A 24,434-nucleotide genomic window follows, 5' to 3' on the forward strand; every position below is an offset into this window, starting at 1 on the left:
AAACTTTTCGCTGTCTTTTTTCTGATATTAAATCCTTATGATAAAAAAGTATTTCACAATAGTAATGATGGTCTTTTTATTGGTTTCTTGTGACCAAAAATCCAAGGTGGAAAAAGCTGTGGAAGAAATTCCCGTTTCACTCAAAGTACACCGGTTTGACAAAGCTTTTTTTGAAGCTTCGCCACAAGAACTCCCTAACTTAAAAGCAGAATATCCTTTTTTCTTTCCCGAAGGCACGCCGGATGCGGTGTGGATTGAGAAGATGCAAAACAAAGACTGGCGTGATTTGTATACCGAAGTGCAGCGAAAGTATCCGGATTTTAGCAAACAAACCACAGAGATTGAAGACTTGTTTAAGCATTTCAAATATTATTTTCCCGAAACGGTCATGCCCGAGATTTATACGGTCATAGCCGAAATGGATTATAATAACAAAGCCATTTATGCCAACGATAAACTGATTATTGCTTTGGAGTTATATCTGGGAAAAGAAGTCAAATTTTATACATTTCCCGAGTACATCAAGCAAAACTTTGAAGCGCGTCAAATGATGCCCGATATTGTGTCGAGTTTTGCTATGCGAAAAATTCCGCCGCCAACGGAGAAGGATTTGTTGGGTGAAATGATTTATTACGGCAAAGAGTTGTACTTGAAAGACTTGATGTTGCCCAATTATACTGATGCCGAAAAAATAGGATACTTGCCTGAACAAATAATATGGTGTCAAGAGAATGAGAGTTATATGTGGCGCTATTTTATTGATGAAAATTTATTGTTCAGCACCGATTCAAAATTGTCCAATCGCTTTATCAATTTGGCTCCCTTTTCAAAATTTTATTTGGAAATAGATAACGAGTCGCCGGGAAGAGTAGGTCAATGGATTGGCTGGCAAATTGTAAAATCGTACATGGAAAATAACGAAGTAAGCTTGCAGGATATGCTTAAAACCGATGCCCGCCAAATCTTCGAAAAATCAAAATACAAACCTAAGAAAAATGAGTAAAACCATCCGTTCCGAAATAAAATTCAATGTTGAATTAGACGAAAACCGCATCCCCGAAAGACTGACTTGGACTGCCCAAGACGGTGGTGTTAACCAAGAAGAAGCCAAAGCGATGTTGTTGTCCATTTGGGATAGTAATGCCCAGGAAACACTTCGGATTGATTTGTGGACCAAAGATATGCCGGTGGATGAAATGAAAAAATTCTTTCATCAAACGCTGACCGCTATGGCCGATACGTTTCAAAGAGCTACTGCCGATGAAAAAATGGCCGAGACCATGCGCGATTTTTGCGATTTTTTTGCCGAGAAAATGGAATTAAAACAATAAGAAGAGCGGTTAAGGCCGCTCCTTTTATAGGGTGTTGTTCTTAAAAACCTCATCGTTAATACCGTCAATGAACTCTAAAAGTTGATCTCTGCCGGTCGCTTCTAAAGACGAAGTGACAAAGTACTGCGGCATTTCTTCCCAATTATTGGCCAACAATGCTTTGCGGTAAGCGGCTACATGTCCGTCAATTTTACCGCGACTGATTTTGTCGGCTTTGGTGAAAATGATGCAAAACGGCACTTCAATTTCGCCCAAATAATTAATAAATTCCAAGTCTATTTTCTGTGCTTCCAAGCGAATGTCAATCAGCACAAAAGCGCAAACCAATTGGGCTCTTTTTTCAAAATAATCGGTAATGAATTTTTGAAAAGTCTCTTTGGTTTTTTTGGATACTTTGGCGTAACCATACCCCGGTAAATCGACCAAAAACCAATTCTGATTGATTTTAAAATGATTAATAAGTTGCGTTTTTCCCGGTTTACCCGAAGTTTTAGCCAAGCTTTTGCGGTCCGTCAACATGTTAATTAAAGATGATTTCCCAACATTGGAACGGCCAATAAACGCATATTCCGGAAGTGGTTCTTTCGGGCATTTGTCGGCGTCAGAATTGCTGACGATAAATTCGGCGGAAGTAATTTTCATGGTATTAAAATAAAAAAGTCCGAAACGGACTTTTGTTTATAAATGAACTTCTTTCAACCATTCGTGTAACAAGCGGTTAAATTCGTCTGGATGCTCCATCATCGCGGCGTGACCGCATTTGTCAATCCAGTACAAAGAAGAATTCGGCATCAGTTTGTGAAACTCTTCCGCAACTTCGGGTGGCGTCACTTGGTCATTTTTTCCCCAAATAATACAGGTTTTAACATGCATCTTGGGTAAATCTTTAGCCATGTTATGACGAATGGCGCTCTTGGCGATGGTCAAGGTTTTTAAAACTTTAATACGATCATTAACCACAGCAAAGACTTCGTCAACAATCTCTTTTGTGGCTACTTTCGGGTCATAAAAAACAGCTTCTGCTTTTTTCTTGATGTATTCATAATCACCACGTTTCGGGTAACTGTCGCCCATAGCACTTTCGTAAAGACCAGAACTTCCGGTAATTACCAAACCGGCTACTTTTTCAGGGTACATTTTAGAATGGTATAAGGCAATATGTCCGCCCAGTGAGTTGCCTAACAAAATTACACGGTCAAATCCTTTAAAGGTAATAAAGTCTTTAACGTATTTGGCAAACGCTTTTACGTTCGTTTTTAGTATGTTTTGCGTGTAAATCGGAAGTTCGGGAATGACAATTTTATATCCTTTGTCTGAAAAATAATTGGCCACACCGCTAAAATTACTTAAACCACCCATTAATCCGTGCAATACCACAATCGGCGTGCCTTCGCCAACTTCAAAATAGGAATAACGGCCTTCTTTTTTAAAATTTCCTTCCATGTATTTTTTTGACTTTTTGCCTCGGGAGCAAATATATGATTTTATACCTAAAAATGCTTTACATCATCAATATTTACCGTAAAGACTTGTTTTCATTAACAATATGTTCTCCGGAGCAAGCCAAAAAAGAGTGAGTTGAATTAACAAGCCAAGGGTGTTAATAAAATAGATTTTATGCAATAAAGTTATTTAAAATGAGGTTTTTATGTGTTTTTTTCGACGTAAATTCTGTTTTGCTAACTATTTGTTAAAGAAATCCAAAATGCTGTGTTTCTTGTTTTTTGCAGACCGAGTTAAAAAGTGGTAAAACTTATCAACAAAGTGGTATTTTGTGGTAAAATGTGGTAATTATTTTTATATTTTTGCTCATTATCAAATGAAAAGCAATTGAATTCAATCATCGGAACATATGAATGTAAAGTTGATGCCAAAGGAAGGCTCATGATTCCAGCGGCATTGAAGAAGCAATTGGCTGGATCTCTGCAGGATGGGTTCGTTTTGAAACGTTCTGTATTTCAGGCGTGCTTAGAGTTGTATCCGATGGCTGAATGGAATTTGATGATGCAAAAAATCAATAAACTGAATCGGTTTGTGAAGAAAAACAACGATTTCATCCGTCGCTTTACGGCTGGTGTAAAAATCGTTGAAGTGGATGATTTAGGACGGTTGTTGATTCCGAAAGATTTAATGGTTTTTGGTCAAATTTCAAAAGACATAGTGCTGTCATCGGCAGTGAATATTGTGGAGATTTGGGATAAAGACTTGTATGAGAAATCAATAGCCGGTGATGATATTGATTTTGCAGATTTGGCAGAGGACGTAATGGGTAATGTAAATGATGACGGCGATGGACTATCATAATCCGGTTTTGTTGACCGAAACAGTAGATGGGTTGAATATAAAACCCGATGGGGTTTATGTTGATGTGACTTTCGGTGGCGGAGGTCATTCCAAAGAAATCCTGAAGCGGTTGGGAGTCAATGGAAAGTTGTTTGCTTTTGATCAGGATGAAGATGCCTTGGCGAATGCATTGCCGGATGAGCGTTTTACGCTGATTCATGAAAATTTCAGATACCTCAAACGATTTTTACGATTTCACGGGGTGAAAAAAGTAGATGGCATATTGGCTGATTTAGGCGTTTCCTCGCATCAGTTTGATGTGCCGGAAAGAGGGTTTTCGACTCGGTTTGATGCCGATTTGGATATGCGAATGAGCAAAAGAAATGAGTTGGATGCGTATAAAGTGATTAATGAGTATGATGATGCTGAATTGCGCAGAGTTTTTTCGGACTACGGCGAATTGAAATCAGCACCCGCTTTGGCCAGAACTATTGTAGAAGCCCGGAAAAAAAAAGCCATCCATACTACCGATGAACTCAAAAAAGTCTTGGCGAAATACTTGCCCGAAAAAGTAAAGAACAAAGTGTTGGCGCAAATATACCAAGCCATTCGCATCGAGGTAAACCAAGAGATGGAAGCGCTGAAAGCGTTTTTAGAGCAAAGTTTAGAGGTTCTAAATCCGGGAGGCCGATTGAGTGTCATCTCGTATCATTCTTTGGAAGACCGATTGGTGAAGCGTTTTATGAAAAACGGACTTTTCGAAGGCGAGCCGGAGCGTGATTTTTTCGGGAATTATTCGGTGCCTTTTAAATTGGTTGAAAAGCTGATAGTTCCAACCGAAGAAGAAATTAAAGTAAACAACAGAGCACGCAGTGCCAAATTACGTATAGCGGAAAAAATCTAGCCACATGAAAAATGGAGTCTACAGCATATTAAAAGCCCGTTTTTTAGTTAATGAAGATGCTACCAAAAATTGGCGTTTTATCGTGTTCCTGATTTTATTGGCCATTTTGATGATTGCCAATGAGCATCGGTATGATCAGAAAATTTTCCGTATCGCCGAACTAACAAGTGAAGTCAAAGAATTACGTTCGGAGTTTGTCGACAAGCGTTCGGCATTGATGAAATTAAAAATGGAATCGACAGTGTCGGAAAAAATGATAGAGCGAAAAATTTTCCCGTCATCGGTTCCGCCTCAAAAAATAAAAGTTAAAAAACCGGTAGAAAAAAGTTTCTTTCAAAAAATATGGCAGTAGAAGATAAACATATCTCTTACCGAATATACGTAGTGGCCTTCTGTCTCTTTCTGATGGCTTTGGCGATTACCTTCAAACTATCCAAAATACAGTGGGTAGAAGGTGATTATTACCGAAAATTAGCCAAAGAAAGAACGGTAAAAAACTTTGTGATTCCGGCCAATAAAGGAAATATCTATTCTGCCGACGGCAGCTTGCTGGCTACCTCAATTCCCAATTATAATATTCGATTTGATGCCGTGGCGCCTAAAAGTGAAGATTTTGATAAAAACATTCGCGCCTTAGCGGATTCGTTGTCGGTTATGCTGGGCAAACCCAGCAGTTTTTATCATTCGCAAATGAAAGTGGCGCGCCTCAATAAAAATCGCTATTTGCTCATTGCTCGTGATTTGAGTTATACCGAGTATATCAAAATCAAAAGTTTTCCGCTCTTTAATTTGGGAGCCAACAAAGGGGGTATGATTACCGAGCAGGAAACCATCCGCGAGCATCCGATAGGTAAAATTGCCGAGCGAACCATTGGGTATGAAAGAATCAACGAAAACGGTCAGCTCGTAGGGAAAGGCATTGAGTGGTCGTTCCGAAAGTACTTGAACGGTAAAGACGGGAAAGTGCTCAAGCAAAAAATTGCCAAAGGGCAGTGGAAGCCCATACGCGACCAAAACGAAATTGATCCGCAAGACGGCTATGATGTTATTTCTACCATTGATGTGTATATTCAGGATATTGCGCACCACGCCTTGTTAAAACAACTCAAAGACTACAATGCCGAGCACGGTTGCGTGGTCGTGATGGAAACCAAAACCGGAAAAATCAGGGCGATTTCCAATTTGGGGAAACTCAAAGAATCCGATTCGACCTATTTTGAAACCCAAAATTATGCGGTAGCCGAATCGCATGAACCGGGTTCAACCTTCAAATTGGTCGATATGATTGCGTTATTGGATGACAACAAGGTTGATACCAGTAAAGTATATGACAGCAACGGTGGGGTCATAGAATACCGCGGCAAAAAAGTGCGTGATTCTCACGAAGGCGGTTATGGCCGAATTTCGTTAGCCAGAGGATTTGAAGTTTCTTCCAATACCGTATTGGTTCAGGCGGTATATGAGAATTACAAAAACAATCCCAAAGAATTTGTCGATCGCATCGACCGTATGGGTTTGAACAAACCACTCGGATTGCCGTTTCAGGGAGAAGGCAAGCCTTATATCCCGCAACCGGGAGACAAACATTGGAGCGCGATATCATTGCCTTGGATGGCTTTTGGTTACGGTGTATCGGTGACACCTTTGCAAACCTTAACGCTTTACAATGCAGTGGCCAATAATGGTGAAATGGTTAAACCGCAATTTGTTTCGGAAATCAAAGAATGGAACAAAACCATCAAAAAATTTGACAAAGAAGTCATCAATCCCAAGATATGTTCCGACGCAACCATCAAGGAGCTGAAAGCCATTTTACAAAATGTAGTTAAAAGAGGAACCGGAGCAAAATTGTATTCCAAAGATTTTTCGATGGCCGGAAAAACCGGTACCGCTCAAGCCAATTACGGGAAAAACGGCGGTAGCGATAAGCATTATATTTCTTCTTTCGTCGGATTTTTTCCGGCAGAGAACCCTAAATATTCTTGTATTGTTGTAGTACACAAACCCAATACCTCCGGTAATAATTATTACGGAGCCGATGTGGCCGGTCCGGTTTTCAAACGCGTGGCTCAAAAAATCTTTACCGATGCGCCGTCTACCAACGAGATTAAAAACCTGAATAAAAAAATAGCCAAGCAGGAAAAAGTATATGCCGAATTTGAGACGAAAGCCAATTCGGACATGAAAACCATCCCCAATGTAAAAGGGATGAGCGGGATGGATGCCGTAGCACTTCTCGAAAATATGAAAGTGAAAGTCAAAGTAATCGGTTTTGGAAAAGTAAAAAAACAATCCATCCAACCGGGAACGGCCTTAGTTAAAAATCAAACCATCATATTGGAGTTATCGTGATGATTTTAAAAGACATATTATATAAAGTGGCTATTGAAGTTGTAAAGGGTTCCACCGAAACAGCTATCAATAAAATTGAATTTGATTCGCGTAAAATTCAACAAGATGATGTTTTTGTAGCCATTCGCGGTACGGTTTCCAACGGGCATGATTTTGTCGAGAAAGCAATTAATCAGGGCGCTACCGTTATTGTTTGTGATACGATGCCGGAAATTATTGTAACGGGTATCACGTATATTCAGGTCAAAGATACGAATGCCGCATTAGCCTTTTTAGCGTCCAATTATTACGGAAATCCGTCGCAAAATTTAAAGTTAGTCGGAATCACCGGAACCAACGGAAAAACAACCATTGCTTCGTTGTTGTACCAATTGTTTAAAAAGGCGGGTTACAAGGTAGGCTTGCTCTCTACTGTGAAAATTTTGGTGGATGACATCGAGTACAAAGCCACACATACTACGCCCGATTCACTAACCATCAATCATTATTTGGCCGAAATGAGTGCCGCGGGTGTTGAGTTTTGCTTTATGGAAGTAAGTTCCCACGGCGTACATCAAAAACGTACCGAAGGCTTACAGTTTGCCGGCGGCGTGTTTACCAATTTGTCCCACGACCATTTGGATTACCACGCCACATTTGCCGAGTACCGCGATGTCAAAAAATCATTCTTTGACCATTTGCCTAAAACGGCATTTGCTCTAACGAATATAGACGATAAAAACGGGTCGTTGATGCTGCAAAACACAACGGCGCGTAAACTGACTTATGCTTTAAAATCGTATGCCGATTACAAAGCACAGATTCTCGAGAATCAGTTGTCGGGCTTGTTGTTAAAGATCAATGAGAACGAAGTTTGGGTGCGATTAATAGGCACGTTTAACGCCTATAACTTGTTGGCCATTTACGGTACGGCAGTCGAATTGGGATTGGATAAGTTGGAAGTATTGCGATTACTTTCCGAATTAGAAAGTGTGTCGGGCCGTTTTCAGTTTATTGTTTCCGATCAAAAAATCACAGCCATAGTCGATTATGCACATACACCCGATGCTTTGGAAAATGTATTGAAAACCATCAATGACATCCGGAGTAACAATGAAGAATTAATAACAGTGGTAGGCTGTGGCGGCGATCGCGACAAAACCAAGCGTCCTATCATGGCGCATATCGCTACCAGTATGAGTAATAAAGTCATTATTACTTCCGATAATCCGCGCACCGAAGATCCTATTGATATCATAGCCGATATGGAAAAAGGAGTAGAACCTCAGAATCACAAGAAAACACTTTCTATTGTCGACCGTAAACAAGCCATCAAAACGGCATGTCAGTTGGCAAGACCGAATGATATTATTCTGATTGCCGGAAAAGGGCATGAAACCTATCAGGAAATTCAAGGCGTTCGCTACGATTTCGACGATATGAAAACGGTAAAAGAACTATTAGAACAACTAAATAAATAAACGATGCTATATTATTTATTTGAATACCTCGACAAAACTATGGATGTTCCCGGAGCGGGCGTTTTCCAGTACATTACGTTCCGCTCGGCCTTAGCCATCATCTTGTCGTTGATGATTTCCACCATTTACGGAAAAAAAATCATCAACTTCCTGAGAAACCAACAAGTAGGGGAAACGGTCAGAGAATTGGGTTTGGAAGGACAAACACAAAAGGCCGGAACGCCAACCATGGGAGGGTTAATCATTATCATTGCCACACTTATTCCGGTGGTCTTATTAACCAAGTTAAATAATATCTACATCATCCTACTCATAGTGACCACGCTTTGGATGGGAACCATAGGGTTTATTGACGATTATATAAAAATATTCAAGAAAGATAAGCAAGGGTTAAAAGGTATTTTTAAAGTAATTGGTCAGGTAGGTTTAGGATTAATCGTGGGTTCTGTATTGTATTTTCACCCGGGAGTTACGGTAAGAGAAAGAGCCACGGGAGCCCTCACAATCAACCAAACCGAAAGTGTGGTGACGCAGGCACCGGTAGAACACAAGTCAACGACGACTACCATTCCGTTTATGAAAAATAACGAGCTCGACTATGCGCAAATTATCGCTTGGACGGGCGACGGTTATCAAAACTGGGCGTGGCTGGTATTTATCCCAATAGTCATTTTTATCATTACCGCCGTTTCAAACGGTGCCAACTTAACCGATGGTATCGATGGCTTAGCGGCCGGAACTTCGGCTATATCAGTATTGGCGCTGGGTATTTTTACCTTCGTTTCGGGTAACATTATATTGTCGAGTTACCTCAATATTATGTACATCCCGAATTCGGGAGAAATGACGGTGTTTATCTCTGCTTTTGTGGGTGCCTTAATCGGATTTCTATGGTACAATTCGTATCCGGCATCCGTATTTATGGGCGATACCGGAAGTTTGACTATAGGCGGAATCATAGCGGTTTTGGCGATTTCGGTACGAAAAGAAATGTTATTGCCGGTATTGTGCGCCATCTTTTTTGCCGAAAATCTATCCGTGATTTTGCAGGTTTCTTATTTCAAATACACCAAAAAACGATACGGTGAAGGCCGGCGCATTTTTTTAATGTCGCCTTTACACCACCATTACCAGAAAAAAGGATACCACGAAAGTAAAATCGTGACCCGATTTTGGGTAGTGGCTGTATTGTTGGCCATCGTTTCGATTGTGACTTTAAAATTGAGATAATGGCACGGTTGGTTGTATTAGGCGGAGGCGAAAGTGGGGTGGGAACCGCCATTTTGGGACAGCAAAAAGGATATGAGGTTTTTGTTTCCGATTTTGGAAAAATCACCGAAAAATACAAAGACGTTCTTAACAAATATAGTATTCCATGGGAGGAAGAGCAGCATACGGAAGCGCTGATTCTCAATGCCGATGTGGTAATGAAAAGTCCGGGGATACCCGATAAAGCCCCTATCGTGAAGAAATTGCTGGAAAAAGGGGTTTCAGTCATTTCCGAAATAGAGTTTGCCGCTCCTTTTACTCAAGCCAAAACCATTGGAATAACCGGGAGTAATGGTAAAACGACTACCACCATGTTGACCTATCATCTGCTCAAAGAAGGCGGTCTGAATGTAGGTTTGGGGGGTAACATCGGAAAGAGTTTTGCCTGGCAGGTGGCCGAGGGGAATTACGATTACTATGTGTTGGAATTGAGCAGTTTTCAACTGGATGGCATTGTCAAGTACAAACCGGAAATAGCCATTTTAACCAACATCAGTCCCGATCATTTGGATCGATACGAATACAAATATGAAAATTATATAGCATCAAAGTTCAGAATCACCATGAACCAAACCGAAAACGACTATCTCATCTATGATGCCGATGATGAAGCGATTTCCGAATGGTTGAAAAACAACAAAACCAAAGCAAAACTAATTCCTTTTTCATTAAAGCAAACTTTTGAAAACGGAGCCTTTATAAAAAACGAGTCTATGGATATTATCATCAACAACGAAGAATTTGAAATGAAAACCGCTGACATTTCATTAGAAGGAAATCACAACCTTAAAAATGCTATGGCCGCTACTTCAGTAGCCCAACTGATGAAAATCAGAAAGCAAACCATTCGCGAAAGCTTGTCCAACTTTCAAGGGGTGGAGCATCGTTTGGAAAAAGTACTCAAAATTCAAAATGTACAATACATCAACGATAGTAAGGCCACCAATGTTAATGCAACATTTTTTGCCTTAGACAGTATGACTGCGCCTACCGTTTGGATTGTGGGTGGTGTAGATAAAGGGAATGATTACAGCGAGTTGATGCCTTTAGTGCGCGAAAAAGTAAAAGCCATTATTTGCCTCGGATTAGACAATAAAAAAATCATCGACGCTTTCAGCGATGTGGTCGATATGATGGTCGAAGTGGATAATATGCGGGATGCCGTGAACACTGCCAAACATCTGGCCGAAAAAGGCGATACCGTGTTGTTATCTCCGGCTTGTGCGAGTTTTGATTTGTTCCAAAACTACGAAGACAGAGGCAATCAATTCAAAGCCGCCGTAAAGAATTTATAAAAACTTAGAATCGATAAGCTAAAATAAGAACCCGCAACTCATAAACTCGAAACGCGCAACCACATATTATGAAAGAACTCATTCACAGTTTAAAAGGAGACAAAGTCATCTGGGCATTCGTAGCCCTATTGGCCTTGTTTTCGTTTATGCCGGTGTTTAGTGCAAGTAGTAATTTGGCTTACATGCGTCACGGCTCCGGAAATGCGCTGACGTATTTGTTAAAACACGGTGCCCAAGTCTTTGTCGGATTTTTTATACTGTACAAAATCCACAAAGTACCCTATCATTATTTCCGTACCATTTCCAGGTTGTTGTTGCCGGTGGTATGGATTTTATTGGTCTATACCTTGCTCAAAGGAACCATTATCGACGGAGCCAATGCCAGTCGTTGGATTCAAATTCCGTTTATCGGAATCACGTTCCAAACGTCTACGTTAGCCTCTATCGTATTGTATGTTTTTGTGGCTCGATACTTGTCCAAATCCAGAGAAACGCCCATTACATTCAAATCGTCTCTATGGGATTTATGGACGCCGGTGTTCATCACCATCGCCCTTATCTTACCGGCCAATTTATCCACGGCAGCCCTCATATTTGCCATGGTTATTATGTTGGCCTTTATCGGGAAATATCCCATGAAGTACATCGGGATTATTCTGGCTGCAGGAATTATCGGGTTAACGTTCTTCATCTTAGTGGCAAAGGCTTTCCCGGATGCTTTCCCGAATCGTGTGGATACCTGGATTAATCGTATCGATAATTTTACCAGTGACAAACCCGATGAAGATGATTACCAAATCGAAAAAGCCAAAATTGCCATCGCTTCGGGAGGAATTTACGGGTTAGGCCCCGGAAAAAGTGTTCAGAAAAACTTTTTGCCCCAGTCGTCTTCCGATTTTATTTACGCCATCATCGTAGAGGAATACGGACTTTTCGGAGGTTTATTGGTTTTGTCGTTGTATTTGCTGTTGCTCTTCCGATTTGTGGTGGCGGCGCATAAAGCCAATTCGCTTTTCGGAAAACTGGTAGTTATCGGTTTGGGATTCCCGATTATTTTTCAAGCCATGACCAATATGGCGGTGGCGGTCGAATTGTTTCCGGTTACGGGTCAAACCTTGCCGCTCATCAGTTCGGGAGGAAGTTCTATTTGGATGACCTGTATTGCCTTGGGAATTATTTTAAGTGTGACGAAAAAAGAAGAAGAAATAGCCGAAGAGTTGGCCGAGAAACAAAAAAGAGAGGAGGCGTTGCAACGTCTTATCGATAAGCAACTCCAAGAAGAGGAAGCGGCATCCTTGGCTGCCGAACAAACCGAATTGGAGAATTATTCCATCGAAGACAAAGCCAATCCTTTGGAGCCCGTTTTGAAGAAAAATTAAAAAACAGTCGTGCATTCGTAGCGAATTATAAAAATACATGAGCAAACCTAAATTCATATTAAGCGGCGGCGGTACTGGCGGACATATTTATCCGGCCATTGCGATTGCCAATGAATTAAAGTCTCGTTTCCCGGAGGCGGAATTTCTTTTTGTAGGCGCCAGCGATAAAATGGAAATGCAAAAAGTGCCGCAAGCGGGTTACAACATCGAGGGGTTGTGGATTGCCGGTTTGCAACGCAAAGTAACCTTGCAAAACATGTTGTTTCCGTTAAAACTCATGAGCAGTTTGTGGAAATCCAGAAAAATTATCAGAAGATTTCAACCCGATGTAGTCATCGGAACCGGAGGATTTGCCAGCGGACCTTTATTGCAGGCGGCCAACAGTATGAATATTCCAACGGTAATTCAGGAACAAAATTCCTACCCCGGCATTACCAACAAGTTGTTGAGTAAAAAAGCCAATGCCATTTGTGTGGCGTATGAAAATTTAGAACGATTTTTTCCAAAAGAAAAGATTGTTTTCACCGGCAATCCGGTGCGTCAGGATTTGTTGGAAGTGGAAGCCAAAAGGAATGAAGGTATCAGTTATTTCAACTTAAATCCCAACCAAAAAACGCTATTAGTTTTGGGTGGAAGCCTTGGCGCCAGAAGGGTAAACCAATTAATCGCAAAAGAACTGGATTTTCTCTCAGAATGTGGTGTTCAGGTTTTTTGGCAATGCGGAAAATTGTATTTCGACGAATACCAACATTTCAATGAAAGAGAAAATGTTCAAGTGGTTGCGTTTATTGACCGCATGGATTTGATTTATGCGACTGCCGATGTAGTCATTTCGCGAGCAGGAGCTTCTTCGGTATCAGAATTGTGCTTGGTGGGAAAACCGGTCATTTTTATTCCGTCACCTAATGTGGCCGAAGACCATCAAACTAAAAATGCCAAAGCCATAGTAGAAAAAAACGGCGCCGTCCTTTTACGAGAAAGCGAGTTGGACGAACACTTTGAAACGACCTTTTCAAAGTTATTACACGATGAAAATTGGCAAAAAGAATTGGGTCAGAATATTAAAAAATTGGCCAAGCCCAACGCGACCAAAGACATCGTGGAACAAATAATTAAATTGATAAAAACGAAACCTTAAGACCTGAGCTCCTGAGCACCTTAGTACTTTAAAAATGAATCTAAACCAAATCCATAACGTCTATTTCATCGGCATCGGAGGCATCGGAATGAGCGCCTTGGCACGCTATTTCCGAAATATCGGAAAAAATGTTTCGGGCTACGATAAAACGCCAACCATGCTGACCGATGAACTCATAGCGTCCGGTATGGCCATTCATTTTGAAGACAATATCAATTTGATTCCCAAGGATTATTATATTGAAAATACCTTGGTCATCATTACGCCGGCGGTTCCGGTTACGCATTCGGAGTGGAACTATTTTTTAGAAAGAGAGTACGTCGTAAAAAAACGCGCCGAAGTTTTAGGGTTAATCACCAAGGATACCTTTTGTTTTGCGGTGGCCGGCACACACGGAAAAACCACAACATCCAGTATTTTAGGTCATATTTTATACGAAAGCGGAGCCGATGTGACGGCTTTTCTGGGCGGTATAGTCGAAAATTACCATTCCAATTTAATAGGAACCGGAAAAACCATATCAGTGGTAGAAGCCGACGAATTTGATCGTTCCTTTCTGCATTTGCACCCGAACATTGCTTGTGTGACTTCTATGGATGCCGATCATTTGGATATTTACGGTGACGCTACGGCTATTCAGGATTCTTTCCGCGAATTTGCCGATAAAGTAACCGATAAAAACAATTTATTTGTCCCGAAAGGACTGCCGCTCGAAGGATTGACTGTTGGTATCAACGATGAAGCAACGTACAAAGCGTTCAATATTCGCATCCAAAACGGCTATTACGTGTTCGATGTGCAAACGCCATCGGAAACGATTACAGATTTGCAATTTGGTCTGCCGGGCCGACATAATTTAATGAATGCCTTGATGGCTTTAGCAATGTCAAAGACTTATGGTACCCCAACCGAGTCCATTGCTAAAGCCTTGGCTTCATTCAAAGGCATACAACGTCGCTTTTCCTACCAAATTAAAACCAACGATTTGGTCTATATTGATGATTATGCCCATCATCCAACCGAAATCAATGCCGTGCATCAAGCGGTGCGCGAATTGTATCCGAGGCAAAAAGTACTGGCCGTTTTTCAGCCGCATTTATTTAGCCGGACTCAGGATTTTGCCGATGATTTTGCCCAAAGTTTGTCGCAATTCGACGAAATTGTTTTGTTAGATATTTATCCGGCACGCGAGTTGCCTATCGAAGGTGTCACCTCGTCTTGGTTGCTTTCTAAAATTGAAAATCCAAATAAAAGATTGGTTTCGAAAGGCGATTTAATTCCGACTATCCTGGAAAATAGTGCCTCTGTAATCGTGACCATTGGTGCGGGCGATATCGGTGAATTAGTTCCTAAAATTAAATTGGCACTCTCATGAAAATAGTAACGTGGACAAATATCAGATTGCTTTTGATGATTGGCTTGGTCATCTTCCTGTTTTCCTTTACGTCGCATCGAAATGCCGTGCGAAAAATAAAGAAAACCGAAGTGGTTTTTGTGGGTGAAAACAGTCTTTTTTTGGAGACCAAAACGGTTAATAAATTGTTAATAGAAAAAAATTACGACTTAAAAACTATCCGTAAAGATGGTTTAGATTTGAATAAATTGGAAAAGTCTGTCAACAGTCATCCGATGATTGAAGAAGCGGATGTATATGTCAGTGTTGACGGGGTTTTAAAAGCGGTGGTGAAACAAAAAACACCTCTGGGAAGGGTTTTTGACGAAGCGGGTTCTTTTTATATTGATTATGAGGGAAATAAAATGCCGTTATCGGATAATTACACGGCCAGAGTACCGCTGATTTCGGGGGAGATTACAGCTGTAAAAAAAGAAAAATTATCTGAAGTTTTGAAGATGATTGCCACAGATGATTTTTTGAAAAAAAACATCATTGGGGTGCAGGTGCTGCCTAACGGAAGCTTAATTATGGCTAACAGAAATTACGATTATCAAATCGATTTCGGTCGCGCCATCAACATCGAAAGAAAGTTTAAAAACTATAAAGCCTTTTTTCAAAAAGCCGTTTCAGACAGCATTTTGGAAAAATACCGAAGAATTAATTTAAAGTTTACCAAGCAAGTGGTTTGCATTAAATAGAAGCGTATGGAAAAAGAGAATATTGCAGTCGGATTAGACATTGGTACCACCAAGATTGTGGCCATGATTGGCAAAAAAAATGAGTATGGAAAGTTGGAGATTTTGGGTGTCGGTAAATCCAAAAGCCTTGGTGTGGCGCGCGGTGTGGTGAACAACATTACACAAACTATTCAATCTATCCAACAAGCGGTTTTAGAAGCAGAAAATAATTCGGGTTACAAAATCAACGACGTCGTAGTAGGAATCGCAGGACAACACATCCGCAGTATCCAACACACCGACTACGTGATCAGAAATAATGCAGAGGAAGTAATCAGTGGTCGCGACATTCAGTTGCTTATCGATCAAGTAAATAAATTGGCCATGCTGCCGGGCGAAGAGATCATCCATGTGTTGCCGCAGGAATTTAAAATCGACGGGCAATCGGAAATTAAAGAACCTATCGGAATGTACGGTGCGCGTTTGGAGGCCAGCTTCCATGTGGTGGTCGGACAAGCGTCTTCCATCAGAAATGTAGGCAGATGTATCCAAAGTTCAGGTATCGAATTATCGGGCTTAACGTTGGAACCTTTGGCTTCAGCCGATGCGGTGTTGAGTCAGGAAGAAAAAGAAGCCGGTGTTGCCTTAATTGACATCGGTGGCGGTACTACCGATTTGGCGATTTTCAAAGACGGAATCATACGTCATACGGCTGTGGTGCCTTTCGGAGGAAATGTCATTACCGACGATATCAAAGAAGGCTGTTCGATTATCGAAAAACAAGCAGAATTATTGAAAGTGAAATTCGGTTCGGCTTGGCCGGGCGAAAATAAAGACAACGAAATTGTGTCTATTCCGGGATTGAGAGGAAGAGATCCTAAAGAGATTTCGTTGAAGAATTTATCGAAAATCATTCACGCCCGCGTGGTGGAGATTATCGAACAAGTATTCACCGAAATCAAAGCGTACGGTCACGAAGATCCGCGCAAAAAATTGATTGCAGGAATCGTGTTAACCGGAGGCGGTTCACAGCTCAAGCACATCAAGCAATTGGTGGAATACATTACCGGAATGGATACGCGTATCGGTTATCCGAACGAGCATTTGGCCGGGAATTCGGGAGAAGAAATTTCAAGCCCGTTGTATGCTACAGCCGTAGGATTGGTAATGAACAGCATTCAAAACAATTCGAACAGTGCATACAAAATAGAACTGAAAGAAGTCGTGGCCGAAGCCCCGAGACCGGCTATGCAACAACCGGTTTTTGAACCTAAAACAGAGGAAGCACCAGTAGTTGCAGTTGCACCGCCGGCTGAAGAAAAAGAGGAAGCCGAAACCGCTGAAAAACAAATTAAACGTTCTTTTTTTGATCGTTATGTAGACAAAATCAAAGATTTTTTAGATAACGCCGAATAAAGGACAAGAAAGAAGCCCGATGTGTTTCACCTCATTTTGCTTCAACCGGAACAATAGAATACAGAATCAGAATAAAACCTAACAAAACCCAAAATAGTATGATGAGCAACTCAGAATTTGGAAGTATCTCATTTGATTTACCAAAGAATCAATCAAATGTGATTAAAGTAATCGGAGTTGGCGGCGGAGGAAGTAACGCCATCAACCACATGTTCAAACAAGGAATCAAAGGCGTAGATTTTATTGTTTGTAATACCGACTCACAAGCGCTTCAAAACAGCCCGGTACCTAATAAAATCCAATTAGGAGTCAACCTAACCGAAGGGTTAGGCGCCGGAGCCAATCCCGATGTAGGGCAACAATCGGCCTTGGAAAGTATTGCGGATATCGAAAAAATGTTGGATACCAATACCAAAATGGTGTTCATCACTGCCGGTATGGGCGGCGGAACCGGAACCGGTGCTGCTCCAGTCATTGCGCAATTAGCCAAAGAAAGAGACATATTAACGGTAGGTATCGTAACTATTCCGTTCCAGTTTGAAGGAAAAGTACGTTCCGATCAAGCCTTGTTAGGGGTTGAAAAATTAAGAAAACAGGTCGATTCTTTGATTGTAATCAATAACAACAAACTTCGTGAAGTATACGGCAATTTGGGTTTTAAAGCCGGATTCTCTAAAGCAGACGAGGTGTTGGCTACGGCCTCACGCGGTATTGCAGAAGTCATCACACACCACTACACGCAAAACATCGACTTAAAAGACGCCAAAACCGTATTGTCAAACAGCGGTACCGCCATCATGGGTTCGGCTACGGCCTCGGGGGATAACAGAGCGAAAGAAGCCATCATTTCTGCTTTGGATTCACCGTTGTTAAACGACAATAAAATTACAGGAGCTAAAAACGTATTGTTGCTTATCGTTTCCGGCTCTAACGAAATTACCATTGACGAAATCGGAGAAATCAACGATCATATCCAAACCGAAGCCGGCTACAATGCCAACATCATTATGGGTGTAGGAGAAGACGAAGCGTTAGGAGAAGCCATCGCTGTAACCATCATCGCTACCGGGTTCAACGTAGAACAACAAAACGGGATTGTGAATGTTGAGTCTAAAAAAATCATTCATTCGTTAGAAGATGACCAAAAATTAGTACGCGACTTAACCCAAAAACCGGTAGAAGTGTTTCAAACATTGACTGAAACACCATCGACTGATGCCAAAGAAGAGAAAGTTGTATTCGAACTTATCGAAGAAGAAACCATAGAAACACCTGTGGCAGCGGTGATTGATGATAACGAGCTTATCGCCATGAACCAGTTCATCCGCAACCTCGATGTGACTTTCGAAATCGTTTCGCCTATCAAAGACATCGATTTCAAAGTGACTACTCCCGAAGTGAAAGCTATGGAAGTGGTAGAACCGCAAAATATCGTTAAAGAGGAAGAGCAAATTACCTTTACGTTCGATTTGCCGACTCCCAAAGCTGAAGCACCGGTAGTTGAAGCGGCAGAAGAATCGAGAATCGTTTTTGATTTATCGGAAGCCAACGAAATTACCGTAAACGAACCGGTTCAATTTGTTCCGGTAACCGAACTCAACGAAGGCGGTGTGATTAAGTACTCTTTAGAGGAATACATGGAGTTGGAAAACGATTTGCTCAATTCCAAACCGGCTGCCAAAGTTGTAGAAGAGCCCATCGCCGAGGAATTGAACATTACTATGAAAGTGGAGACCGAAAAACCGCAAGCGGTAAATTATTTCGACGAAGTATCTCCGGTAGAGATGACCATCGAAGAAACGTTGAAACACAGAGCCGACGAGCGTCGAAGAAAGTTAAAAGAATTCAATTACAAATTCCATAACAATCCGTCACGCATCGAGGAATTGGAAAAAGAACCGGCGTACAAACGCTTAGGTGTTGACCTGTCAAACAACACCAACAATACTGCAAACTCCAGAATGTCTTTGGGTACCGATAGCAACGACGACTTGCAAATTCGCACCAATAATTCATTCTTGCACGATAATGTAGATTAGACTGCCATTTTTCTAATCAAACAACCCGGAAATTGCGTTGCAATTTTCGGGTTATTTTTTTACCTTCGCAGTGCTTTTTAGGTTTGTCCCAAATTTAGTTGGGAAGCGAAAGGTTCGGGCGGTTTCAGCTGTCCGTTTTCCCGCTGTCCGCGCTACACGGTAGCCGGCTGCCATCGGGGCTAGAAAGCTAACCTTTTTTAGCGTTTTCTAAAAATCTAATAATCTAACAATCTGAAATATGAGTTTAGAAACCCAAATCATGGACGAGATGAAAAACGCCATGAGAGCCAAAGATACTATCGCCTTAGAAGCGTTACGCGCTATTAAATCGGGGATTATCTTAGCCAAAACCGAAGCCGGTGCCAGCGATACGCTGTCGGCCGACGATGAAATTAAATTGTTACAACGTTTGGTGAAACAACGCAAAGACAGTGCGGCTATTTTCCAACAGCAAAACCGTCCCGATTTGGCGGAACCCGAATTGGCACAAGTAGCGGTGATTGAAAAATTCTTGCCGGCACAATTATCCGAAGCCGAAGTAGAAGCTGCCGTGGCTCAAATCATTGCTGAAGGCGGATTTTTAGGGATGGCTTCAATGGGACAAGTGATGGGGAAAGCCTCAGCGGCCTTAGCCGGGCAAACCGATGGCAAAACCATTTCCACTATAGTAAAAAAATTATTGACATAATTTTGATTATTAGACTACTTAGAAAGTTAGACTTCTCAGATGCTGTCTGACAATCTAAAATTCTAAGAAGTCTAATTTTCTAAAATGGCTGCGTAGTTCAACTGGATACCTGCCTGCCGGCAGGCAGGGAATATCAGATTTCGGTTCCAATGGAATATTATGTTTACATATTGAAAAGTGAAATCGATGGAAGACTTTACAAAGGTCACACTTCAAATATTGAAAAAAGAGTTGAAGAACATAATTTTGGGATGACTAAATCAACTAAAGGCTATAGACCATGGAGTTTAGTTTATTTTGAAAAGTTTCAAACTAGAGATGAAGCAATTGAAAGAGAAAAGTATTATAAAACAGGAATAGGGAGAGAGTTCATAAAGAACCTATTAAACAATAAATAAAATGGCTGCGTAGTTCAACTGGATAGAATATCAGATTTCGGCTCTGAGGGTTGGGGGTTCGAATCCCTTCGCGGTCACGAATAAATACTTAAAAAAGAAAAAACGCCAAGCTTGCTTGAGCGTTTTTTTGTTTTTAAGTATTTTCAAAGCGGAGCTTTGAGGGATGTTGCGTAGCAAAATCCCTATGTACAAGCTTGCTTGAGCGTTTTTTTGATAGTATTTACAATTTGTTAAACAACTTATCAATTTGTCTTTTGGTCAACCAAACCGTAACGCCGCCTTCTTGTCCGTTAGTATAGGTTACCTTCATCTTTACACTGGCAATATTCATTGCCTTGGTGTATTGAAGCGATACGGTTTCATTAGGCAACTCAATAACAATGTCCTCTTTAGGTAAGGTGGTAAAACCTTCGTTGATAACCGTGTAGAATCCTTCCAAAGCGCCATCCACATCTTTAAAGCTAAAGGTCTTGAATTCGGCTATTTGCGGTTTATTGTTGTTTTGGTAGGTAAACGTAACCAATTCGCCGGTTTTGGTAATTTCTACCGTACTTAAAGTAGGCGTGCCCACTTTACCAATAAGAACCGGTTTAACGTCAGTTTTTGTTACTTTGATTTGGGCTTGGGCTGCCAAAACAAAGAAAAGGAACGATAAGGAGATTAATTTCTTCATAGTGATGTAAGTTTTGATAAAAGTACTAAAAAAATGATAGCCGGAGAAATCTTCAGAACGCTCACAACAGCGCTGAAATTTCCGAAGCTTTTTATATCTTTAGCCAATGGAGATTATAATAGCTTTGTTTGCCTTGTCTGTGGTAGGCGCTTTTTTCTTGTATTTCGGCATGTTTATCATGAGTTTTTTGGATGACCTCTGGATAGCCGTTTTTCAAAAACCACTGTACATTCACCTCTATTTCAGAACCCAAAAAATCACGCCCGAAGAAGCCTATTATTTGCGTCAACATTTTCCGTTTTACCACAAATTGTCGCCCAAACACAAAACGTATTTTGAGCACCGTGTGGCTTCGTTTCACCAAAACTACCCGATTATTCCGCGCGATTCGTTTCAGGTCGATACCCAAGTGCAAACACTGATTGCCGGAACTTATGTGATGCTTACTTTCGGAATGCGACGCTATTTAGTCGACTCTTTTGATAAAATTATAGTATATCCCGAAGCCTATTATTCGACTTACAACGAGCAATACCATAAAGGTGAGTTCAATCCGGGATTGAAAGCGGTGGTCTTTTCCTGGAAAGATTTTGTGTCGGGTTACGAAGTCGATAATGACAATTTAAACCTCGGCATACACGAATTCGCGCATGTGATTCATCATCACAGTTTGAAAAATAATGATGGCAGTGCTTTGGCGTTCCGAAAACACTACGATAAGTTAAAACAAGAGGTCAATCATCCGCCAAACCGGCAACGACTCATCGACTCCGATTACTTCCGAATTTACGCTTACACCAATCCGTTTGAATTTATTTCGGTAATTATCGAGCATTATTTTGAAACGCCCGATGCATTTAAAAGTCATTTCCCGGAGCTGTACGGTCATGTGAGCAAAATGCTCAATCACAAACATTGAGTTTACCAAAATAGGGAATACAAAGCCGCTAACAGCGAAAGGATCACCAACATACCAACCGTAAAACTCGGCGACATTTTAAACAGGGCTTTGTCTACTTCCAAGCCATTAGGTGTAACACCTTTTTTGGTTTCATAAGTGCTGATGAAATACATCCCGATGACACATAGCCCAAAGACAAATCCCATGCGGTCGATAAACGGCATTTCATAAACGCCATCCGCATTAGGCACGGCAAATCCCATTGGATGTAAGAAAGCCAAATCGACAAACGCCGGCATAAACTTGAATAGGATTGACATCAGGAATCCGCCAATGGTGGCAAACAGCGCTGCATTGGAAGTAGTTTTTTTCCAGAAGAATCCCAAAATAAACATGGCAAACACACCCGGACTCACAAATCCGGTATACTCTTGTATGTATTGGAAGCCGCCTTTTTTATCGATGCCCATAAACGGAGCCACCACTACGGCGATTATCATTGCCGTAATTATGGTTAGTTTCCCGATACGAACCAATTTCTTTTCATCGGCTTCTACATTGATTTTTTCTTTATATATGTCCAAGGTAAAAATCGTAGCAATGCTGTTGGCTTTTCCGGCTAACGAAGCGACAATGGCAGCCGTTAAAGCGGCAAACGACAATCCTTTTAAACCAACCGGCAACAAGTTTAATAAGATAGGATAGGCTCTGTCCGGATTTACACTGCCGTCTTGGAGCATTTCGGTTTGGAAGTGCCCGCTTTGGTACAATACATAGGCCGCAATTCCGGGTAGAACCACTATGACCGGCATTAACAGTTTTAAGAAAGCGGCGAACAAGATACCGCCGCGCGCCGTTTTTAAATCGGCTCCCAAAGCGCGTTGGGTAATGTATTGGTTGCACCCCCAGTAATTTAGGTTGATAATTAACATTCCGCCGATAAGCACCGATAAGCCAGGTAAATCCATATAATTCGGATTGGATTTGTCGAATATCATGTGGAAATGGTCATCGGCTTTGTCTCTCATGAGATTAAATCCGCTGATGACACCTTCCGAACCGAACTCGGTTGCCACCAGGTTCAAGGCCAAATATGTGGTTACCAATCCGCCTAAAATCAAAAAGAAGACCTGAATCACATCGGTATAGCCAATTACTTTCATCCCGCCCAGTGTAATCATCACGGCAAAAATGGCCAAGAATACCATGCAAAATGTAATGTTCAATCCCGAAATACTGCTGATGGCTAAAGCACCCAAGTACAGGATAGAAGTAAGGTTGACTAATACATAGAGTAAGAGCCAAAATACTGCCATAATCATGGCCACATTGCTGTTATACCGCTTGTTCAGGTATTGGGGCATTGTGAAAATTTTATTTTTCAGATAGACCGGCATAAAGAAAATAGCCACTATGATTAACGTGGCGGCTGCCATCCATTCGTAGGTTGCAATAGCCAGTCCCATTTTGAATCCGCTGCCGCTCATCCCGATAAACTGTTCGGCACTGATGTTACTGGCAATTAATGACGCGCCAATTGCCCACCAGGTCAAAGACCCCTCGGCCAAAAAATAATCGTTACTGCTGGTTTGCGCTTTCTTTTTTCGGTTGTAAATCCATAAGCCGTATCCGACAATGATGACAAAATACGCGAAGAAGACAATGTAATCCTGGGTGGCTAAAGTTTGCATACTATTGGTTTTTGGTTTTATAATGTTGGTTAGGCAATTCTCTTAAAATTTTGGCGCTTTGTTCCGGTGCAATATCACGCTGGGCTTCGCCCAGCATTTCGTAGCCTACCATGAACTTTTTGACAGTAGCACTGCGCAGTAACGGCGGGTAAAAATGCATGTGGAAATGCCACTCGGGATGGGCCACTCTGTCGGTTGGTGCTTGATGAATACCGGAGGAATACGGGAAAGACGTTTCAAAAAGGTTGTCGTATTTTGTGGTAATACCTTTGATGATTTCGGCAAACGCTCGGGTTTCTTCTTGTGTCATGGCGATGATATTGCTGAAATGCCTTTTAGAGATAATCAAGGTCTCGTAGGGCCAGGTTGCCCAAAACGGAACCAAAACGACAAAGTGCTCATTCTCTAAAACGATGCGCTCTTGCTGTTTTAATTCTTGCTCCAAATAATCTTTGAGCAAGCTGGTTTTGTTTTTGTCATAGTAAGCACGCAGATTTTTTTGCGTTTTTTCGATTTGCGTCGGTAACGACGATTGGGCCCAAATTTGCCCGTGCGGATGCGGATTGCTGCAGCCCATGACACTGCCTTTGTTTTCGAAAATTTGAACGTAATTGATAAAGTCGTGGCTGCCCAATTCGAGGTACTGTGCTGCCCAAGTTTGGACTACTTTTTCGATGGCTTCGACTTCCATTTCGGGTAAGGTGAGGTTGTGTTTGGGTGAAAAACAAACCACTTTATTGATACCGCGTTCCGGTTTTAATTGGAAAAGCGATGGTTCTTTGCTTTCAAAATTAACTTCGGTAGTAAGTAGCGCTGAAAAGTCGTTTTCAAAGACATAACAATCTGTGTACTCCGGATTTTTTTCGCCGTTGGCACGGGTATTTCCGGCACATAAGTAGCAATTGGCGTCGAGTTCCGGCCTATTATCTTCGGGTAGGGTTTCCTTTTGTCCTTGCCATGGTCGCTTGGCACGATGCGGAGAAACCAGTATCCATTCGTCGAGTAACGGATTGTATCTTCGGTGCGGATGTTCGTTAGCGTTGAATTGTTGCATATTTGCTTTTGTTTTGCGTTAGGGATTGTAGCTTTGTTTGAGCTCTTTTTGTTTTGTCCTTCGGCAGGCTCAGGATGACAAAACAAAAAA

The 24,434-nt window shown here is 41.4% G+C and carries 23 protein-coding genes and 1 tRNA gene; 19 read left to right on the top strand and 5 right to left on the bottom strand.

Going from position 1 to position 24,434, the window contains the following annotated elements:
- Nucleotides 1-40: 40 nt before the first annotated feature.
- Entirely contained in the window at nucleotides 41-1,003 is a 963-nt protein-coding gene (gene gldB, locus QHT84_RS10300) for a gliding motility lipoprotein GldB (RefSeq protein WP_283239552.1), read from the top strand.
- On the top strand, nucleotides 996-1,331 hold the full coding sequence (gene gldC, locus QHT84_RS10305; protein WP_283239480.1) for a gliding motility protein GldC: 336 nt from the start codon (nucleotides 996-998) through the stop codon (nucleotides 1,329-1,331). Before gldB ends, gldC begins: the two co-directional genes overlap by 8 nt.
- A gap of 24 nt (nucleotides 1,332-1,355) precedes the next feature.
- Here the strand turns inward: gldC and yihA are convergent, their stop codons facing one another.
- Nucleotides 1,356-1,973 (bottom strand): ribosome biogenesis GTP-binding protein YihA/YsxC, encoded by a 618-nt coding sequence (yihA, locus tag QHT84_RS10310; protein WP_283239481.1) that lies wholly within the window; start codon nucleotides 1,971-1,973, stop codon nucleotides 1,356-1,358.
- A gap of 36 nt (nucleotides 1,974-2,009) precedes the next feature.
- Nucleotides 2,010-2,774, bottom strand: coding sequence for an alpha/beta fold hydrolase (locus tag QHT84_RS10315; protein WP_283239482.1), 765 nt, complete (start codon nucleotides 2,772-2,774; stop codon nucleotides 2,010-2,012).
- Between the two features lie 387 nt (nucleotides 2,775-3,161).
- Here QHT84_RS10315 and mraZ point away from each other — a divergent pair, with 387 nt between their 5' ends.
- The 16 genes from mraZ to QHT84_RS10395 all read left to right on the top strand — a co-directional run bounded on the left by mraZ (nucleotide 3,162) and on the right by QHT84_RS10395 (nucleotide 20,102).
- A complete protein-coding gene (gene mraZ / locus QHT84_RS10320; RefSeq protein ID WP_283239483.1) occupies nucleotides 3,162-3,635 on the top strand; it encodes a division/cell wall cluster transcriptional repressor MraZ in 474 nt (157 codons plus the stop codon).
- Nucleotides 3,610-4,518, top strand: coding sequence for a 16S rRNA (cytosine(1402)-N(4))-methyltransferase RsmH (rsmH, locus tag QHT84_RS10325; protein WP_283239484.1), 909 nt, complete (start codon nucleotides 3,610-3,612; stop codon nucleotides 4,516-4,518). Before mraZ ends, rsmH begins: the two co-directional genes overlap by 26 nt.
- A 4-nt stretch (nucleotides 4,519-4,522) precedes the next feature.
- Nucleotides 4,523-4,870, top strand: coding sequence for an FtsL-like putative cell division protein (locus tag QHT84_RS10330; RefSeq protein ID WP_283239485.1), 348 nt, complete (start codon nucleotides 4,523-4,525; stop codon nucleotides 4,868-4,870).
- Nucleotides 4,861-6,870, top strand: a complete 2,010-nt coding sequence (locus tag QHT84_RS10335; RefSeq protein WP_283239486.1) for a penicillin-binding protein — start codon at nucleotides 4,861-4,863, stop codon at nucleotides 6,868-6,870. Before QHT84_RS10330 ends, QHT84_RS10335 begins: the two co-directional genes overlap by 10 nt.
- Nucleotides 6,870-8,330, top strand: coding sequence for a UDP-N-acetylmuramoyl-L-alanyl-D-glutamate--2,6-diaminopimelate ligase (locus tag QHT84_RS10340; RefSeq protein WP_283239487.1), 1,461 nt, complete (start codon nucleotides 6,870-6,872; stop codon nucleotides 8,328-8,330). Before QHT84_RS10335 ends, QHT84_RS10340 begins: the two co-directional genes overlap by 1 nt.
- A gap of 3 nt (nucleotides 8,331-8,333) precedes the next feature.
- Entirely contained in the window at nucleotides 8,334-9,560 is a 1,227-nt protein-coding gene (mraY, locus tag QHT84_RS10345; RefSeq protein ID WP_283239488.1) for a phospho-N-acetylmuramoyl-pentapeptide-transferase, read from the top strand.
- On the top strand, nucleotides 9,560-10,894 hold the full coding sequence (murD, locus tag QHT84_RS10350; protein WP_283239489.1) for a UDP-N-acetylmuramoyl-L-alanine--D-glutamate ligase: 1,335 nt from the start codon (nucleotides 9,560-9,562) through the stop codon (nucleotides 10,892-10,894). The genes mraY and murD overlap by 1 nt, the downstream gene beginning before the upstream one ends.
- Nucleotides 10,895-10,962: 68 nt before the next feature.
- The gene (locus QHT84_RS10355; RefSeq protein ID WP_283239490.1) at nucleotides 10,963-12,273 is read left to right on the top strand and encodes an FtsW/RodA/SpoVE family cell cycle protein; all 1,311 of its coding nucleotides are present in this window, start codon (nucleotides 10,963-10,965) and stop codon (nucleotides 12,271-12,273) included.
- Nucleotides 12,274-12,310: 37 nt separating this feature from the next.
- A complete protein-coding gene (gene murG, locus QHT84_RS10360; protein WP_283239491.1) occupies nucleotides 12,311-13,411 on the top strand; it encodes an undecaprenyldiphospho-muramoylpentapeptide beta-N-acetylglucosaminyltransferase in 1,101 nt (366 codons plus the stop codon).
- 34 nt (nucleotides 13,412-13,445) lie between these two features.
- A complete protein-coding gene (gene murC / locus QHT84_RS10365) occupies nucleotides 13,446-14,786 on the top strand; it encodes a UDP-N-acetylmuramate--L-alanine ligase (protein ID WP_283239492.1) in 1,341 nt (446 codons plus the stop codon).
- A complete protein-coding gene (locus QHT84_RS10370) occupies nucleotides 14,783-15,505 on the top strand; it encodes a cell division protein FtsQ/DivIB (RefSeq protein WP_283239493.1) in 723 nt (240 codons plus the stop codon). The genes murC and QHT84_RS10370 overlap by 4 nt, the downstream gene beginning before the upstream one ends.
- Before the next feature lie 6 nt (nucleotides 15,506-15,511).
- Nucleotides 15,512-16,900, top strand: a complete 1,389-nt coding sequence (gene ftsA / locus QHT84_RS10375) for a cell division protein FtsA (protein WP_283239494.1) — start codon at nucleotides 15,512-15,514, stop codon at nucleotides 16,898-16,900.
- A 98-nt stretch (nucleotides 16,901-16,998) separates the two neighbouring features.
- Nucleotides 16,999-18,939, top strand: coding sequence for a cell division protein FtsZ (gene ftsZ / locus QHT84_RS10380; protein ID WP_283239495.1), 1,941 nt, complete (start codon nucleotides 16,999-17,001; stop codon nucleotides 18,937-18,939).
- A 238-nt stretch (nucleotides 18,940-19,177) separates the two neighbouring features.
- Nucleotides 19,178-19,627 (top strand): GatB/YqeY domain-containing protein, encoded by a 450-nt coding sequence (locus tag QHT84_RS10385; protein ID WP_283239496.1) that lies wholly within the window; start codon nucleotides 19,178-19,180, stop codon nucleotides 19,625-19,627.
- 149 nt (nucleotides 19,628-19,776) lie between these two features.
- Nucleotides 19,777-20,025: a GIY-YIG nuclease family protein gene (locus QHT84_RS10390; protein WP_283239497.1), complete on the top strand. Its 249-nt coding sequence runs from the start codon at nucleotides 19,777-19,779 to the stop codon at nucleotides 20,023-20,025.
- Between the two features lie 3 nt (nucleotides 20,026-20,028).
- A tRNA-Arg gene (locus QHT84_RS10395) sits at nucleotides 20,029-20,102 on the top strand.
- Nucleotides 20,103-20,245: 143 nt separating this feature from the next.
- Here QHT84_RS10395 and QHT84_RS10400 read toward each other — a convergent pair.
- Complete coding sequence (locus tag QHT84_RS10400; protein WP_283239498.1) at nucleotides 20,246-20,698, bottom strand: hypothetical protein; 453 nt, start codon at nucleotides 20,696-20,698, stop codon at nucleotides 20,246-20,248.
- A gap of 106 nt (nucleotides 20,699-20,804) precedes the next feature.
- On the opposite strand from QHT84_RS10400, the gene QHT84_RS10405 reads away from it, so the two are divergent.
- On the top strand, nucleotides 20,805-21,617 hold the full coding sequence (locus tag QHT84_RS10405) for a zinc-dependent peptidase (RefSeq protein ID WP_283239499.1): 813 nt from the start codon (nucleotides 20,805-20,807) through the stop codon (nucleotides 21,615-21,617).
- 2 nt (nucleotides 21,618-21,619) lie between these two features.
- Here QHT84_RS10405 and QHT84_RS10410 read toward each other — a convergent pair whose 3' ends face one another.
- Both QHT84_RS10410 and QHT84_RS10415 read right to left on the bottom strand, forming a co-directional pair.
- Complete coding sequence (locus QHT84_RS10410; protein WP_283239500.1) at nucleotides 21,620-23,290, bottom strand: sodium/sugar symporter; 1,671 nt, start codon at nucleotides 23,288-23,290, stop codon at nucleotides 21,620-21,622.
- Nucleotide 23,291: 1 nt separating this feature from the next.
- Nucleotides 23,292-24,344: a UDP-glucose--hexose-1-phosphate uridylyltransferase gene (locus QHT84_RS10415; protein WP_283239501.1), complete on the bottom strand. Its 1,053-nt coding sequence runs from the start codon at nucleotides 24,342-24,344 to the stop codon at nucleotides 23,292-23,294.
- Nucleotides 24,345-24,434: the final 90 nt, after the last annotated feature.

Source organism: Flavobacterium sedimenticola (genome assembly GCF_030053345.1).
In the GTDB taxonomy this organism is placed as follows: domain Bacteria; phylum Bacteroidota; class Bacteroidia; order Flavobacteriales; family Flavobacteriaceae; genus Flavobacterium; species Flavobacterium sedimenticola.